Source organism: Flavobacterium sp. WC2509 (assembly GCF_052683105.1).
The window spans coordinates 535714-550085 of sequence record NZ_JBQZFG010000001.1 but is presented as its reverse complement, the minus strand read 5'-3'; the positions used below and the strand labels follow the sequence as shown (position 1 = coordinate 550085).

The window sequence follows — 14372 nt, the reverse complement described above, 5'->3', positions numbered from 1 at the left end:
TAATTAAATTTTTTATAATTTTCAAAAACACCTTATTGCTTGATGAATTAAAATCAAGAGAATAAGGTGTTTTTTTTTTGGAGTTTCTGAGTTTCTAAGACTCTAAGTCGCTAAGATTTAACTATATAATTTATCTTTCTAAGCTTAGAATCTTAGCGACTTAGAGTCTTAGTAACTATTTTAAAAAAAAATATATGTACAATTTATTAAAAGGAAAAAGAGGAATTATTTTTGGTGCTTTGGATGAAAATTCAATAGCATGGAAAACTGCCGAGCGCATTCATGCAGAAGGCGGAATTTTTGTCTTAACAAACGCACCAGCTGCAATGCGATTGGGTAATATTGATGCACTGGCTGAAAAGATTGGATGCCAAATTATTCCCGCCGATGCTACTTTGGTTACAGATTTAGAAATTTTGGTTGATAAAGCGGTTGAAATTCTTGGAGGTAAAATAGATTTTGTTTTGCACTCTATCGGAATGTCGGTTAATGTTCGAAAAGGGAATCATTATACGAATCAGAATTATGATTTTACAGAAAAAGGGTGGAATGTTTCTGCGGTTTCTTTTCATAAATTAATGCAGGTATTGTATAAAAAAGATGCCATGAATGAGTGGGGAAGTATCATTGCGTTGTCTTATATGGCTGCGCAGCGTGTTTTTCCAGATTATAATGATATGGCTGATAATAAAGCATTTCTAGAATCTATTGCGCGTAGTTTTGGTTATTTCTTTGGAAGAGACAAAAAAGTGAGAGTGAATACTATTTCGCAATCTCCAACTGCAACCCGAGCAGGGCAAGGTGTTAAAGGTTTTGGAGGCTTTATTGCCTTTGCTGATAAAATGTCTCCGTTAGGCAATGCAACTGCAGCTGAATGCGCCGATTATATTGTTGTTATGTTCTCCGATTTGACTCGAAAAGTAACCCTTCAGAATTTATTACATGATGGTGGCTTCTCTAATATGGGAGTTAGCCAAGAAGTCATGGAGATGTTTGAATAGGAATTAAAAAAGGGTTTTGTATAAAAACCATCTGTATTTGTTAAAATCCTTTTGCAGAGAAACAGTACCTTTGCAAAAAAAATAAAAGAATAAAAAATAATAACTCAATACTATTATGTTGTTTTCATTGATCATTCCTGTTTATAATCGTCCTGATGAAGTTGATGAATTATTAGAAAGTTTAGCAAAATCAACTTACGATCAAATATATGAGATTGTATTGATAGAAGATGGTTCTACAATCCGATGCCAAGATGTTGCTCAAAAATACGGTGATAGACTAGATATTTCTTATTATTATAAAGAGAATTCTGGACCTGGGGATTCTAGAAATTATGGAATGAGTAAAGCTAGAGGAGATTATTTTATAATTTTTGACTCTGATTGTATTATACCAAGTAATTATTTGAATGAAGTAGAAAAGGCTTTACAAGAAAATTATGTAGACTGTTTTGGTGGTCCAGATAAAGCATTAGATAGTTTTTCGGATATTCAAAAAGCTATTAATTTTACAATGACTTCTTTTTTAACCACAGGCGGAATTAGAGGAGGTTCTGAAAAAATTGGAAAGTTTCAGCCAAGAAGTTTTAATATGGGCTTGTCTAATAAAGCATTCAAAGCTTCGGGTGGTTTTGGAAATATTCATCCAGGTGAAGATCCTGATTTGTCTATTCGTTTATGGGAAATGGGATACGAAACGAGACTTTTGCCTAATGCATTTGTCTATCACAAGAGGAGAATCGATTGGGACAAATTTACGATACAAGTTAGTAAATTTGGTAAGGCAAGACCAATACTCAATAGCTGGTATCCTCAATATAATAAATTAACTTTTTTCTTCCCTACGTTTTTTATAATAGGTTTTTTTGTATCTTTAGTATTATTGATTTTTAATCAAGATATTCTTCTTAAATTTTATTTTTGCTACTTTTCGGCATTGTTTTTGGTATCTTCTATACAGAATAAGAGTATTAAAATTGGTTATTTATCATTAATAGCAGTTTGGAAACAGTTTTATGGTTACGGAATAGGTTTTTTAAAATCGTATGTAAAAGTAATTGTATTAAAACAAGATCCAAAAATAGCTTTCCCCGAATTATTTTTTAAAGTATAATTATAATATGGTGAAGATAATTGGTTTAACAGGAGGAATTGGAAGTGGCAAAACTACTGTTGCCAATGAATTTGCCTCACATGGAATACCAGTTTACATAACAGATCAGGAAGCAAAAAAATTAATGCAGTCTGATGCTGTTCTGAACCAGATTCGAGAAGAATTTGGCGAATCTGTTTTTGAAAATGATGTATTAATTAGAGAGCGATTATCTGAAATTGTTTTTAATAATACCATTAAGTTAGCGAAGCTCAATAGCATTGTACATCCCGCAGTAAAACAACATTTCAAACAATGGTTATTAGAGCACCAAAAAGATTCATTTATTATTTATGAGAGTGCAATTTTATTTGAAAGCGGGAGTTATAAAGACTGTGATTTCATTATTAATGTAGTTACTCCTCTTGAAATTAGGATTGAAAGAGTAATTTCTAGAGATAAAACAACTCGTAATAAAGTTTTGGAAAGAATGAAAAATCAATGGAATGATGAAGATAAATCATCAAAAAGCGATTTTATTATTGATAACAGTAGCGTGGAAGCTCTAAAGTTAGGAATTGTTAAAATTCTTAATTTTTTAGGAATTAAACAAATGAACTCTTAAATGTTAATCTTTGGTTAATGCATTATTTATTATATTGTTAAAATATTAATTTTGCTTGAATGAATAAACTATTTTTTAGATTGCTTGTAATGTTAATGAGTCTATCCTTGATCGGGATTATTCTTGTGCAAGTGTATTGGTTTAATACCTCATTTAGGAATAATGATGAACAATTTAAGTATCATGTTAAGCAGGTTTTAGGAAATGTTGCACAAAAATTAGAACAACATGAACTCTATAGTTTTTATAATAAGATTAATAAAAAAATAGACAGTACTGGAATTGCTCCGAAAGAGGAGGATTTAATGGAGTTTTATTATGTTCAGAAAAATCCAAAAACAAATAAGACTATTGTTTATTCTAATAACATTAAATCAAAAAAATACGATATTTCTTTACCTTCATTTGATAAAAAAAATGACAATAATAAGTTTAAAAGCTTTAGTTCTAGTAGAGTAACAGAAATTTATAATAATAATTCAATTGATAATTCTATTGTTAATCAAAGTTTAGTTCCTGATATTAAAATAGAAAAAGTTGGAGATTTAGGTATTTTACAAAAATTTATTTTTGAAATTTCAAATAAAGATATTCTATCAGCAAAGCCCCTTGAAGAAAGAGTTTCTAATGATGAATTAAAGAAATTAATCAGGAAAGAATTAGAAGAGTATGGAGTAAAAACCAAATTTGAGTTTGCGATTTATAGTAATGGACTGGAAACCAAAGTAAAGTCGGATAACTTTATATACAATAAAGAAGAAGCTAATTCTATTCCTGTTTTTACAGATAATGAAGGGAATGAAAAGTATAAATTGTATGTTGATTTTCCGCATAAAAAGAAGTTCTTATTATCACAATTGGTTAGTATAACGATATTATCTATCATATTTACATTGATTATTATAATTGCGTATACGTCGGCATTAAATCAGTTAATACGTCAAAGGCAAATTTCTGAAATCAAAAATGATTTTATAAATAATATGACGCATGAGTTTAAAACACCAATTGCCACAATAAATTTAGCTTTGGATGCCATCCGAAATCCTAAGATTATTGATGACAAAGAGAAAGTGTTTAAGTACCTTGAAATGATTAGGGACGAAAATAAACGAATGCATGCTCAAGTTGAAAATGTTTTAAGGATTTCAAAATTAGAGAAGAAAGAACTGAATATTATAAAGGAATCGAGTGACATAGAAGAAGTGATTAATGATGCTATCGAACATGTAAATTTGATTCTGGAAGATAGGGAAGGTAGTGTTTCAACTCATTTTGGAGCGATCAGAAAGGTGGTTTTACTGAATGATGTTCACTTTACGAATGTAATAGTTAATATCCTGGAAAATGCGATAAAATACACTCCTGATATCCCTAAGATTGATATTTATACAGAGAATGTTAAGGACATGGTTCTTATTAAAATAAAAGACAATGGTGTTGGTATGAGTAAAATTGCTCAAAAAAGAATTTTTGAAAAATTTTATAGAGAACATACAGGAGATATACATAACGTAAAAGGCCATGGTTTAGGTTTAGCTTATGTAAAAAGAATTGTTGACGACCATAATGGTCAAATATATGTAGAAAGTGAAAAGGGAAAAGGAAGTACCTTCATTATAAAATTACCTTTAATAAATTAGAGTATGGAAAACACAAATAAAAAAATACTATTAGTAGAAGATGACCTTAATTTTGGTGCAGTTCTAAAAGACTATTTAATGCTAAATGATTTTGAAGTTGTTTTGGCTAAAAATGGTATGGAAGGATTTGAAAAGTTCAAAAAAGACACTTATGATTTGTGTATTTTGGATGTAATGATGCCATATAAGGATGGTTATACTTTGGCAAAAGAAATAAGAGAAAAAAATAACGAAGTGCCTATTATTTTCCTTACAGCAAAATCAATGAAAGAGGATGTTTTAAAAGGATATAAAGCTGGAGCTGATGATTATTTAAATAAACCTTTTGATTCTGAAGTTTTATTGATGAAAATTAAAGCCATCATTCAAAGAAAAGCATCTGATGTGAAAACTGAAGTGGTTCAATTTGAATTTAATGTTGGTAAATTTCATTTAAATTCAAAACTTCGTTTCTTGACATTCAATAATGAAGAGCCAATCAAGTTATCTCCAAAAGAGAATGAGTTGCTTAAAATGTTGATTCTGCATGAAAACGACTTGATGCCAAGAGAGCTTGCGTTGACAAAAATATGGAGAGATGATAATTACTTTACATCTAGAAGTATGGATGTTTACATCGCTAAACTAAGAAAGTATTTAAAACAAGATGAGGATGTTGAGATTTTAAACATTCACGGAGAAGGATTTAGATTAGTTGTGAAAGCAAAATAATCAATTGATTTCTTATAAAAAACGAAAAGCTTCGAATTAATTCGAAGCTTTTTTATTTCCAATTAAGTTGTAATGCAAAACAGGTTTTATCTTCTTTGGTGATGCTAAAAACGACATCATTCTCATTGATGCATTCGTGAATTATTACTTTATCTTTGAGAGAAAGCTCTTTTAAAAAGTTCATTTCAAAACTCTTTACTTGTTGAGATAATATTTTATTTTCATCAACGAGATCTAAGCACCATTCCAAATATTTTACATTATTAGCATGATTAACAATGTCTAAATCGGACAGGGAAACAGTTCTTTCAAAAATTATTTCTTTTTCTTGTGGTAAGTTTATTTTTGAAAATCCCAATTCTGTAGCTCTGTTTTCGGGATACAATTCAAAATGTTCATAGGGTAGTGCCAAAGGTTCTGGCCTACGCGCTTTGGTATTAAAGACTGCCCAAAAAGTTTCAGATCCTATTATTTTTTTTCCGTTAACATACATTTCAAGTGCTCTTACGGAACGTGAATTTTCTAAGGAATTAATCCAGGTTTTTACCGTAACAACATCTCGCCATTTTGGTAATTCTAGAATTTCTACCCGCATTCTACTTAATACCCAAGCTTGGTTGAATTCCTGCATATCGCTAAAACTTATTCCACCAACTTCCGAATGTGTGGCAGCAGTTAGTTGCAACAGATTACATAAATCAGTATATTTTAGATAGCCATTTGGGGTACATTGGGTAAAATTGATTTCCCAATCTTTACTCAATATGGATGTGAAATTTGAATCTATTGGCATATTAATTGTGAATTATAAACATTGAATTATTCTTTATAACAATTAAATTGTTGTTTTTGTTAATTTAATTGTTATTTATAACTATTTATTAGTTGTCTGTAAATATTCAATTATTTTTTAAAATTATTTAATTGTTGTTTATAAATATTTAATTATTCTTTGTAACTATTTAATTGTTATTTATGAATAATTAATGTAGAGTACTGATATGTTTTATTATATCATTTCTGTTTGTCAAATAATCAAACCATTTGGTGCTTTCATTTCGTTTGAACCAGGTAAGCTGTCGTTTTGAAAATCTTCGGGTGTTTTTCTTGATTTCCTCAATGGCAAAGGGCAATGTGAATTCTCCATCAAAATAACTGAATAATTCTCGATAGCCAACCGTTTGCAGTGCGTTTAGTTCTTTGTTTGGATATAATATTTTGGCTTCCGCCAAAAGTCCTTCATTGAGCATAATATCCACTCGCTGGTTTATTCTTTCGTAAATGACTTTTCTGTCGGCTTCCAAACCAATAAGGATTGGCGTGAAATTACGGTTGTTTTTCTTTTGATTTAAAAACGATGAATACGGTTTCCCTGTTCCAAGACAAACTTCTACAAATCGCATCATACGTTGCGGGTTTTGCAAAGTTTGCGGGTTTTCGGAAGTTATTTTCTGGAAATATATCGGATCGAGTGTTTCTAACTGTTTTTGTAAATATTCGATTCCTAGATTTTCATAATTTAAATTTACGTTTTCTCGAATGTTAGCATCTATTGCTGGAAATTCGTCGAAGCCTTTTAAAATTGCATCGACATACAATCCTGAGCCTCCAACTAGTATTACATAATCATTGGTTTGAAATAATTCTTCGATTTTTAAAAGGGCTTCTTTTTCAAAGTCACCTACGGTATATTGGTCAAAAATAGATTTGTTTTGAATGAAATGATGTGTTGCTGAAGCCAACTCTTCGGAATTGGGAACGGCTGTTCCAATAGTCATTTCTTTAAAAAATTGTCGGCTGTCGCATGAAATAATGTCGCAATTATAATGATTAGCTAATTTGATACTCAATGCTGTTTTTCCTATGGCTGTTGGCCCCACTATGGTGATTAGATATTTCATTTAGCTGTATTGCAATATTTTTTTCTATTCCTGATTTATTTCCTAGCCCAGATGGTAACGAAAACCCCGGAGTTATTTTAGTTTGTTTTTCTTGGTATAAAAGAGCGACTGGAAGAAGCTCCTTTTATGCCTTAGAAAAACTACTGGAATAATGAGGAGTTGTAGTGTACAGCTGGATTAGCTACTACTAATAGATATGTTTAATTTAGTCCGAAGATTATGTTTATTAATTATTATTCTAAAAATTAATAATTTTTTGAACTCTGTTTTTTCTTAAATATTCTTGAATATAATTTCGAGTATTCCTATTGTTTGGCATTGGAACCAATATGTTTTTTAGAATTTCGGGTGTGTTAATCTGATAATTTAAATCATAAAAAGCATATCCTTTGTATATTCCGTTTTCTATTAATATGGCACTGTGTTCGCCAGTTTTTCGACCACGGTCTATGATAATCATGTTTTTATTATCAAAAATATTTTTGTCGATAAAAACCTGGACTCTTGAATTGTACTCTTCGCTTGTTATTTTTTTTGAACAAGCGCCATCACATTGATTGTTTTCGTTTTGTGTACAATTTGTTTTTGAGTCCGAAAGACCTGTAAGTTTTGGACATAATTGATAACTTGTCGTAATGCGACTGAGTGCTGCTTTTCCTTCTTGTTGATTGATGAAAGCAGTTATTTCTTTTTTACGGCCATCAGCTTTTTGAAGTTTTAAATTCAGGTATCCGTTGGTATCTTTTTCGGAATATATCGCCCAATTCAAAGCTTTTTTGCGTGACATTCTATTATAAATGGGGCTGTTTTTCTTTATTTCTTCGGATACTTTTAATAATGCAATTAATTCACTTCCTGTTTCTTCAAAAGTTACTGTGAATACTTCAGATTGGATTTTTTTTGCACTCGTAGTTATCCCCGTAAAATGCTGATTGACTCTTTTCTTTATGTTTTTGCTTTGACCTATAAATATGATAGTGCCATCTTCGCGATGAATGTAATAAATTCCAGTTTTGGAAGGCAGTCTTTCGATAATGTCTAATAATTTTGGAGAAACGCCTTTGATAACTTCAAATTTGATAAGTTCTTTTGTGATGGTTTTTTCCAAATCTTTGTCCAAAAGCATCTGAAAAAGTTTGACTGTTGCCATTGCATCGCCACTGGCTCTGTGTCTGTCGGCCATAGGAATTCCTAAAGCTCTTACTAGTTTTCCTAAACTATGAGAGGGTTGTTCGGGCATTAATCGTTGTGATAATTCGACAGTACAAAGGGTTTTGATATTAAAGTCATATCCTAAACGACGAAATTCTGTGCGTAGAATTCGATAATCAAAAGAGGCATTGTGAGCAACAAGTACACAGTCGTTTGTTATTTCGATAATGCGTTTGGCTACTTCGAAAAACTTTGGAGCGCTACGAAGCATTTCGTTGTTTATTCCTGTAAGTTTGACTACAAACGGTTGAATGGGAATTTCAGGATTGATTAAACTGATAAATTGATCGACAATTTCTTGCCCATCATATTTATAGATTGCAATTTCCGTAATTCCTTCTTCGTTGAATTGCCCTCCTGTGGTTTCTATGTCGAGTATTGCGTACAAATTCAGTATTCAGTTTACAGTTTTTAGTATTCAGTTTTTTTAATCTGAGAGCAAATATCTGTCTATCTTCCTCCAAAGATACTACTTCCAATCCGAACCATTGTGCTGCCACATGCAATTGCCAATTGATAATCGCCAGACATTCCCATGGAAAGAGATTTCAGATTGCAGATTTCAGATTTTAGATTTTGTTTAGAATCAAAAATAGATTTCAAATGCGAAAATTCCTTTTTGATTTGGTTTTGATTATCGGTGAAAGTTGCCATTCCCATTAAACCAACAATTCGGATGTTTTTCATTTCTTTAAAAATAGATGAGGCTAGGAGTGCTGACAGCTCTTCTTCGTCAAGTCCAAATTTAGATTCTTCTTCGGCTATGTATATTTGAAGTAAGCAATCAATAATTCGATTGTTTTTTAAGGCTTGTTTATTGATTTCTTCTAATAATTTTAAGCTATCAACACCATGAATTAAATTTACGAAAGGAGCCATGAATTTGACCTTATTGGTTTGAACATGACCTATCATATGCCATTCGATATCTTTGGGCATTTGTTCCCATTTATCGGCCATTTCCTGTATTTTGTTTTCACCAAAAATGCGTTGACCAGCATTATAGGCTTCCATTAAATCAGGAATAGGTTTGGTTTTGGAAACCGCTACTAAAGTAACATGCTTTGGAAGAGATGATTTTATATGGAGGAGGTTTTCTTGAATAGACATGAGTTGGTAGATTAAAATTTAAACAAACTGTTTCGAAATTTTTTCTGCTTTTTTACTTTCACTATAATCATAAAAACCTTCACCTGATTTCACACCCAATTTCCCAGCTCTTACCATGTTTACCAACAATGGGCAAGGAGCATATTTAGGATTTTTGAAACCGTCGTACATTACATTCAATATTGCAAGGCATACATCAAGACCAATAAAATCGGCTAGTTGTAAAGGTCCCATAGGGTGTCCCATTCCTAGTTTCATTACAGTATCTATTTCATAAACTCCCGCAACTTTGTTGTATAGCGTTTCGATTGCTTCGTTGATCATTGGCATCAAAATTCTATTAGCCACAAAACCTGGATAATCGTTTACTTCAACTGGGGTTTTTCCAAGTTTTTCGGATAACTTCATGATGATGTTTGTTACTTCATCACTTGTATTATAACCACGGATAATTTCTACCAATTTCATAATTGGCACTGGATTCATAAAATGCATTCCAATTACACGTTCTGGATGTGCTACAACAGCTCCAATTTGAGTAATCGAAATGGAAGAAGTGTTAGTAGCCAATATTGTATTATGTGAACAAGCTTCATTTAGTTGTTTGAAAATACTCAGTTTTAATTCAATATTTTCGGTAGCGGCTTCGACAACTAAATCTGCCCCAACGACTCCGTCTTTAATATCGGTATAGGTAATAATATTGGTAATTGTCTTGACAACATCTTCTGGAGTTATGGTCCCTTTTGAAACCATTCGGTTTAAATTGGCTGCTATGGTTTCCATTCCTTTGTCTAATGACTTTTCAGAAATGTCAATTAATTTTACGGTAAAACCACTTTGCGCAAAAGTATGGGCAATTCCGTTACCCATTGTTCCTGCTCCGATTACGGCTATGATTTTCATTATTTATATTGTTTAAAGTTAAAAAGTTTAAGGTTTAAAGTTTCACTATGTGACTTTAAACCTTAAACTTTAAACTAATTTTTGGGTTATTTATTAAAACAATCAATAATCTGATAAGCAACTCTCAATGCATCAGTAGCTTGTTCTAAGGTAACTATCGGCGTTGTATCATTATTGATAGCATCAGCAAATGTCTCCAATTCGTCAAGTATGGCATTATTTTGTTCTACATCAGGATTCGAGAAATAGATTTGTCTTTTTACACCTTCAGCATTTTGCAAAATCATGTCAAAATCTCCAGGAACTTCTGGCGCATCTTTCATTTTGACTACTTCGCATTTTTTTTCAAGAAAATCAACAGAGATGTAAGCATCTTTTTGAAAAAATCTTGATTTACGCATGTTTTTCATTGAAATTCGGCTTGCAGTTAAATTAGCCACACAGCCATTTTCAAATTCAATTCGGGCATTTGCAATATCTGGTGTATCACTTATAACAGAAACACCACTTGCATTGATATTTTTTACTTTTGATTTTACAACGCTTAAAATAGCGTCAATATCATGTATCATTAAATCCAAAACAACGGGAACATCTGTTCCGCGGGGATTGAACTCTGCTAATCGATGTGTTTCAATAAACATGGGATTTTCAATCATGTTTTTGGTAGCGATAAAGGCAGGATTGAATCTTTCTACATGACCAACTTGGCCTTTTACATTGTATTCTTTTGCAAGCGTAATGATTTCTTCAGCTTCTTCGATGGTATTGGAAATCGGTTTCTCAATAAAAACATGTTTACCAGATTTGATAGCTACTTTAGCACATTTATAATGTGAAAGTGTAGGGGTAACGATGTCAATAACATCAACCGCATGGATTAATGTTGCAATAGTATTGAAATTTTTGTAACCAAATTCTTTGTTTATTTTTTCGGCGTTTTCTAGATTGGGGTCATAAAAACCAACTAATTCATACTTTTCAGATTGTTGTAATAAACGCAAATGTATTTTACCTAGGTGCCCAGCACCTAATACTCCAATTTTCAGCATAATAATGATGTTTCCACAAAAATAGTAATAAAATAAGAAATTCCAATTTATAAAATTCTAAATTGTGTGCTTATTTTTTATTATCAGAGTTAACAATTTGGTTTTTATTTTGAATTGGAAATTGATTTAGTTTTCTATTTTTGTTCTTTAATAAAACCCTAAATTTTGAAAGATACAGCCAAGCATCAAGGACTTCGTAATCAGTTAGTAAACATTTTAAAGGAAAAAGGAATTACGGATAAAAATGTTCTAGAAGCTATTAAAAAAATCCCCCGCCATTTATTTCTAAATTCAAGTTTTGAAGATTACGCTTATCAGGATAAGGCTTTTCCTATTGCGGCAGGTCAGACTATTTCCCAACCTTATACCGTGGCTTTTCAATCTCAATTATTAGAAATAGAAAAAGGTCATAAAGTATTGGAAATTGGAACAGGTTCTGGGTATCAAACAGCCGTTTTGTGTTTAATGGGAGCTCAGGTTTTTTCTGTTGAAAGGCAAAAAGAGCTGTTCAAACAAACCTCTGTTTTATTACCTAAACTAGGGATTCGTCCTAAACATATTTCTTTTGGTGATGGGTATAAAGGATTACCAAATTATGCTCCTTTTGATAGTATTATTGTTACTGCTGGAGCACCTATTATTCCACAACCTTTAATGGCACAACTTAAGGTAGGAGGAAGACTTGTTATTCCATTGGGAGAGGATGTTCAAATTATGACTATGCTTATTCGTATAAATGAAACACAATTTGAAAAACACGAATTTGGAGAGTTTCGTTTTGTTCCTTTATTAGAAGATAAAAATTAAAAATAGTAAGACATAAAAAAAAACCGTTTCAAATTTATTGAAACGGTTTTTTTGTACTCTTTAGAGAAATATGTTTTATTTTTTGTCTTTTGATTTTGGATCCATATAACCATCAGCTCTCATTTGTTTTACACAAGCTTCCATGATTTCATCAACTGTTGTTGTTACATCTGATACATCAAGAGATTTTGTAGTAGCACTCCAAACTAATTTGTTATTTTTCATATCAAAAATGTTTGTTTCAATATAATAGTACACATTTTCTTGGTAGTATCCAGGAGTGTAGTATGCCGGAGCATAAGCACCATACCATCCGCCAAATCCTGCTCCGTAACCCATTCCGTAACCACCTGCGTAGCCATATCCCATTCCAGGATAACCCATACCGCCATAGTAATTTGCAGTTCCAGGAATATATTCGGTTTCTTTATCAGCTCTGATAAAACGTAAAGTAATAACTCCATCAAAACCTTCAGTTTGTAGAATACTTAACTTTTCCTCTTTAGTAAGGTTTAAGTTTTGTTGATTCAAATAGTTATAAGAAGGGTTTAATACTGTAGGGTTGTTAGAAGCTATTCTGTTTTCCGTAGCTCTTCGGCTACTTTCGTCTTTCATTAAAGCAACAACTAATACTTTCTTGAATTTTTCTTTAGAAAGGGAAGAATTTGGATCTCTCCAGCTTGAAACAATAGAGGTATTGCTTCCACAACTAGCAAAGCATATACAAATAAAGGCAATTAAAATTTTTTTCATAATTTTGTTTGTTTGTTTTATACAAGTAAATGTATAATATTTTGTTATAAATAACAGTGAAAAAACAAAAAAATTAACGAGATTTTTATTTAATAGGCCTTTTTAATTCGATCTAAATCTCTTTTTGTATCCTGTTCTTTTAAAGACTCTCTTTTGTCATATGTTTTTTTACCTCGGCAAAGACCAATTTGTAATTTGGCCATTCCTTTTTCGTTGGTAAATAATTTTAAAGGAACAATAGTAAGACCTTTAGCTTGGACACTACGAGCCAAACCTTTTAGCTCTCGCTTGTTTAGAAGCAGTTTTCGCTCGCTTCTGGCTTTATGATTGAATTGATTTCCAAAACTATATTCTTCTATATAAGTATTGATGGCAAAAAGTTCATTGTTGCTAAATTCACAAAAACTTTCAGTAATATTCGCCTTTCCTAATCGAATAGATTTGATTTCGGTTCCGGCTAAAACAATTCCAGCGGTGTAGATTTCTAGAATTTCATAATCGAAACGGGCTCTCTTGTTGAGTATGTTGACAATTTTTTGCATAGTTGGGCAAATTTAGCAACTAATTAATGAAAGACCAATTGTTTTTTATAAAATGCTATAAATTTGCATTATGGAAAAACAACAGTCAAAAGATCCGCTTCATGGAGTGACACTTCAAAAAATAGTGGAGACATTAGTAGAATATTACGGATTTGATACCTTGGGAGAATTGATTAAGATAAAATCGTTCAATGAAAACCCAAGTGTAAAATCAAGTCTTACCTTTTTACGAAAAACAGATTGGGCACGTAAACAAGTCGAGGATTTGTATATCAAAACACTTCCGAAAATACAATCTAAATAATTAGGAGCTTAATTACTTCGTCAGTTCGCTATCGCTCGTGTCAGCTGTCCACTATATCTGTTGTCTCGAACCCCAGGACAACAGGATGCCGTTTTCATCTGGGCTAGGGCATTAGTTTTATAAGGAATTAAGGTGTTAGCAGTTTATCTATTCAATTTGGAATAAATCATGGTATTTATAAAATGACCATCATAAAATTCATTTTCAATCAAATGCGCTTCTTTTACAAAACCATTTTTTAATAATACTTTCTCCGAAGCTATATTTTCAGGATCTAAAATAGCTTCTATCGAGTGTAGTTTCATTTTTTTAAAACCATATTCAACCACTTTTTGTAAAGCTTCTGAAACAATTCCTTTTCTATTAAATTCTGGGAAAAGCATATAACCTACTTCTGCTCTATAATGTTCAGGTTTCATGCGGTAATGTCCTATGATTCCTAAAATTTTTTCGGGTTCATCTAAGAATGCTATTCCCCAATTAATACCGATTCCATTTTCAATTTTATCATCAAACAGCGTAATAAGTTCCAGGGCATCTTGTTTGTTTTTAAGATATGGTCTTGGAATGTATTTCATCACTTGGTCATTAGAACGCAAGGCCAAAATTGTGTCTGCATCAGCAATGGTCAATCTTCGTAATAATAATCGGTCGGTTTTTAATACTGGAAAAGGTAAAAAATTAACTTTTAGCATACTCTCGATTTTTAATT

At 31.7% G+C, this 14372-nt stretch carries 16 protein-coding genes; 7 read left to right on the top strand and 9 right to left on the bottom strand.

The window, feature by feature from the left end:
* Window positions 1-194 precede the first annotated feature (194 nt).
* The 5 genes from ACUN3A_RS02105 to ACUN3A_RS02085 all read left to right on the top strand — a co-directional run bounded on the left by ACUN3A_RS02105 (window position 195) and on the right by ACUN3A_RS02085 (window position 5073).
* Complete coding sequence (locus tag ACUN3A_RS02105) at window positions 195-1001, top strand: enoyl-ACP reductase FabI (RefSeq protein ID WP_445549699.1); 807 nt, start codon at window positions 195-197, stop codon at window positions 999-1001.
* 115 nt (window positions 1002-1116) lie between these two features.
* Complete coding sequence (locus tag ACUN3A_RS02100) at window positions 1117-2115, top strand: glycosyltransferase (RefSeq protein WP_445549698.1); 999 nt, start codon at window positions 1117-1119, stop codon at window positions 2113-2115.
* A gap of 7 nt (window positions 2116-2122) precedes the next feature.
* A complete protein-coding gene (gene coaE, locus ACUN3A_RS02095; protein ID WP_445549697.1) occupies window positions 2123-2719 on the top strand; it encodes a dephospho-CoA kinase in 597 nt (198 codons plus the stop codon).
* Between the two features lie 59 nt (window positions 2720-2778).
* Window positions 2779-4362, top strand: a complete 1584-nt coding sequence (locus tag ACUN3A_RS02090; RefSeq protein ID WP_445549696.1) for a sensor histidine kinase — start codon at window positions 2779-2781, stop codon at window positions 4360-4362.
* Window positions 4363-4365: 3 nt separating this feature from the next.
* The gene (locus ACUN3A_RS02085) at window positions 4366-5073 is read left to right on the top strand and encodes a response regulator transcription factor (RefSeq protein WP_315153732.1); all 708 of its coding nucleotides are present in this window, start codon (window positions 4366-4368) and stop codon (window positions 5071-5073) included.
* Between the two features lie 52 nt (window positions 5074-5125).
* Here the strand turns inward: ACUN3A_RS02085 and ACUN3A_RS02080 are convergent, their stop codons facing one another.
* From ACUN3A_RS02080 to ACUN3A_RS02055, 6 genes are all read right to left on the bottom strand, one after another.
* Window positions 5126-5866, bottom strand: a complete 741-nt coding sequence (locus tag ACUN3A_RS02080; RefSeq protein ID WP_445549695.1) for an acyl-[acyl-carrier-protein] thioesterase — start codon at window positions 5864-5866, stop codon at window positions 5126-5128.
* Window positions 5867-6056: 190 nt separating this feature from the next.
* The gene (gene miaA, locus ACUN3A_RS02075; RefSeq protein ID WP_445549694.1) at window positions 6057-6974 is read right to left on the bottom strand and encodes a tRNA (adenosine(37)-N6)-dimethylallyltransferase MiaA; all 918 of its coding nucleotides are present in this window, start codon (window positions 6972-6974) and stop codon (window positions 6057-6059) included.
* Window positions 6975-7212: 238 nt separating this feature from the next.
* A complete protein-coding gene (locus ACUN3A_RS02070; protein WP_445549693.1) occupies window positions 7213-8574 on the bottom strand; it encodes an exonuclease domain-containing protein in 1362 nt (453 codons plus the stop codon).
* 62 nt (window positions 8575-8636) lie between these two features.
* Window positions 8637-9296 carry a YggS family pyridoxal phosphate-dependent enzyme gene (locus ACUN3A_RS02065; protein ID WP_445549692.1) on the bottom strand — a complete coding sequence of 220 codons (660 nt, stop codon included), beginning with the start codon at window positions 9294-9296 and terminating at the stop codon, window positions 8637-8639.
* Between the two features lie 18 nt (window positions 9297-9314).
* Entirely contained in the window at window positions 9315-10202 is an 888-nt protein-coding gene (locus tag ACUN3A_RS02060) for a 3-hydroxyacyl-CoA dehydrogenase family protein (RefSeq protein WP_445549691.1), read from the bottom strand.
* Window positions 10203-10288: 86 nt separating this feature from the next.
* The gene (locus ACUN3A_RS02055; RefSeq protein WP_445549690.1) at window positions 10289-11254 is read right to left on the bottom strand and encodes a Gfo/Idh/MocA family protein; all 966 of its coding nucleotides are present in this window, start codon (window positions 11252-11254) and stop codon (window positions 10289-10291) included.
* Between the two features lie 165 nt (window positions 11255-11419).
* Here ACUN3A_RS02055 and ACUN3A_RS02050 point away from each other — a divergent pair, with 165 nt between their 5' ends.
* Complete coding sequence (locus ACUN3A_RS02050) at window positions 11420-12061, top strand: protein-L-isoaspartate(D-aspartate) O-methyltransferase (protein WP_445549689.1); 642 nt, start codon at window positions 11420-11422, stop codon at window positions 12059-12061.
* 75 nt (window positions 12062-12136) lie between these two features.
* Here the strand turns inward: ACUN3A_RS02050 and ACUN3A_RS02045 are convergent, their stop codons facing one another.
* The gene (locus ACUN3A_RS02045; RefSeq protein ID WP_445549688.1) at window positions 12137-12814 is read right to left on the bottom strand and encodes a hypothetical protein; all 678 of its coding nucleotides are present in this window, start codon (window positions 12812-12814) and stop codon (window positions 12137-12139) included.
* Between the two features lie 89 nt (window positions 12815-12903).
* On the bottom strand, window positions 12904-13356 hold the full coding sequence (gene smpB / locus ACUN3A_RS02040) for an SsrA-binding protein SmpB (protein WP_445549687.1): 453 nt from the start codon (window positions 13354-13356) through the stop codon (window positions 12904-12906).
* 70 nt (window positions 13357-13426) lie between these two features.
* On the opposite strand from smpB, the gene ACUN3A_RS02035 reads away from it, so the two are divergent.
* Entirely contained in the window at window positions 13427-13660 is a 234-nt protein-coding gene (locus ACUN3A_RS02035; protein ID WP_115810303.1) for a VF530 family protein, read from the top strand.
* Window positions 13661-13803: 143 nt separating this feature from the next.
* Here ACUN3A_RS02035 and ACUN3A_RS02030 read toward each other — a convergent pair whose 3' ends face one another.
* Window positions 13804-14355: a GNAT family N-acetyltransferase gene (locus ACUN3A_RS02030; RefSeq protein ID WP_445549686.1), complete on the bottom strand. Its 552-nt coding sequence runs from the start codon at window positions 14353-14355 to the stop codon at window positions 13804-13806.
* Between the last annotated feature and the right edge of the window lie 17 nt (window positions 14356-14372).

Bases quoted from the DNA above. Each gene is read 5' to 3' on its own strand.
- coaE (WP_445549697.1), top strand. From the start codon at position 2,123: ATGGTGAAGATAATTGGTTTAACAGGAGGAATTGGAAGTGGCAAAACT.
- smpB (WP_445549687.1), bottom strand. From the start codon at position 13,356: ATGCAAAAAATTGTCAACATACTCAACAAGAGAGCCCGTTTCGATTAT.
- ACUN3A_RS02080 (WP_445549695.1), bottom strand. From the start codon at position 5,866: ATGCCAATAGATTCAAATTTCACATCCATATTGAGTAAAGATTGGGAA.
- ACUN3A_RS02100 (WP_445549698.1), top strand. From the start codon at position 1,117: ATGTTGTTTTCATTGATCATTCCTGTTTATAATCGTCCTGATGAAGTT.
- ACUN3A_RS02105 (WP_445549699.1), top strand. From the start codon at position 195: ATGTACAATTTATTAAAAGGAAAAAGAGGAATTATTTTTGGTGCTTTG.
- ACUN3A_RS02055 (WP_445549690.1), bottom strand. From the start codon at position 11,254: ATGCTGAAAATTGGAGTATTAGGTGCTGGGCACCTAGGTAAAATACAT.
- ACUN3A_RS02035 (WP_115810303.1), top strand. From the start codon at position 13,427: ATGGAAAAACAACAGTCAAAAGATCCGCTTCATGGAGTGACACTTCAA.
- miaA (WP_445549694.1), bottom strand. From the start codon at position 6,974: ATGAAATATCTAATCACCATAGTGGGGCCAACAGCCATAGGAAAAACA.
- ACUN3A_RS02085 (WP_315153732.1), top strand. From the start codon at position 4,366: ATGGAAAACACAAATAAAAAAATACTATTAGTAGAAGATGACCTTAAT.
- ACUN3A_RS02090 (WP_445549696.1), top strand. From the start codon at position 2,779: ATGAATAAACTATTTTTTAGATTGCTTGTAATGTTAATGAGTCTATCC.
- ACUN3A_RS02065 (WP_445549692.1), bottom strand. From the start codon at position 9,296: ATGTCTATTCAAGAAAACCTCCTCCATATAAAATCATCTCTTCCAAAG.
- ACUN3A_RS02060 (WP_445549691.1), bottom strand. From the start codon at position 10,202: ATGAAAATCATAGCCGTAATCGGAGCAGGAACAATGGGTAACGGAATT.
- ACUN3A_RS02030 (WP_445549686.1), bottom strand. From the start codon at position 14,355: ATGCTAAAAGTTAATTTTTTACCTTTTCCAGTATTAAAAACCGACCGA.
- ACUN3A_RS02045 (WP_445549688.1), bottom strand. From the start codon at position 12,814: ATGAAAAAAATTTTAATTGCCTTTATTTGTATATGCTTTGCTAGTTGT.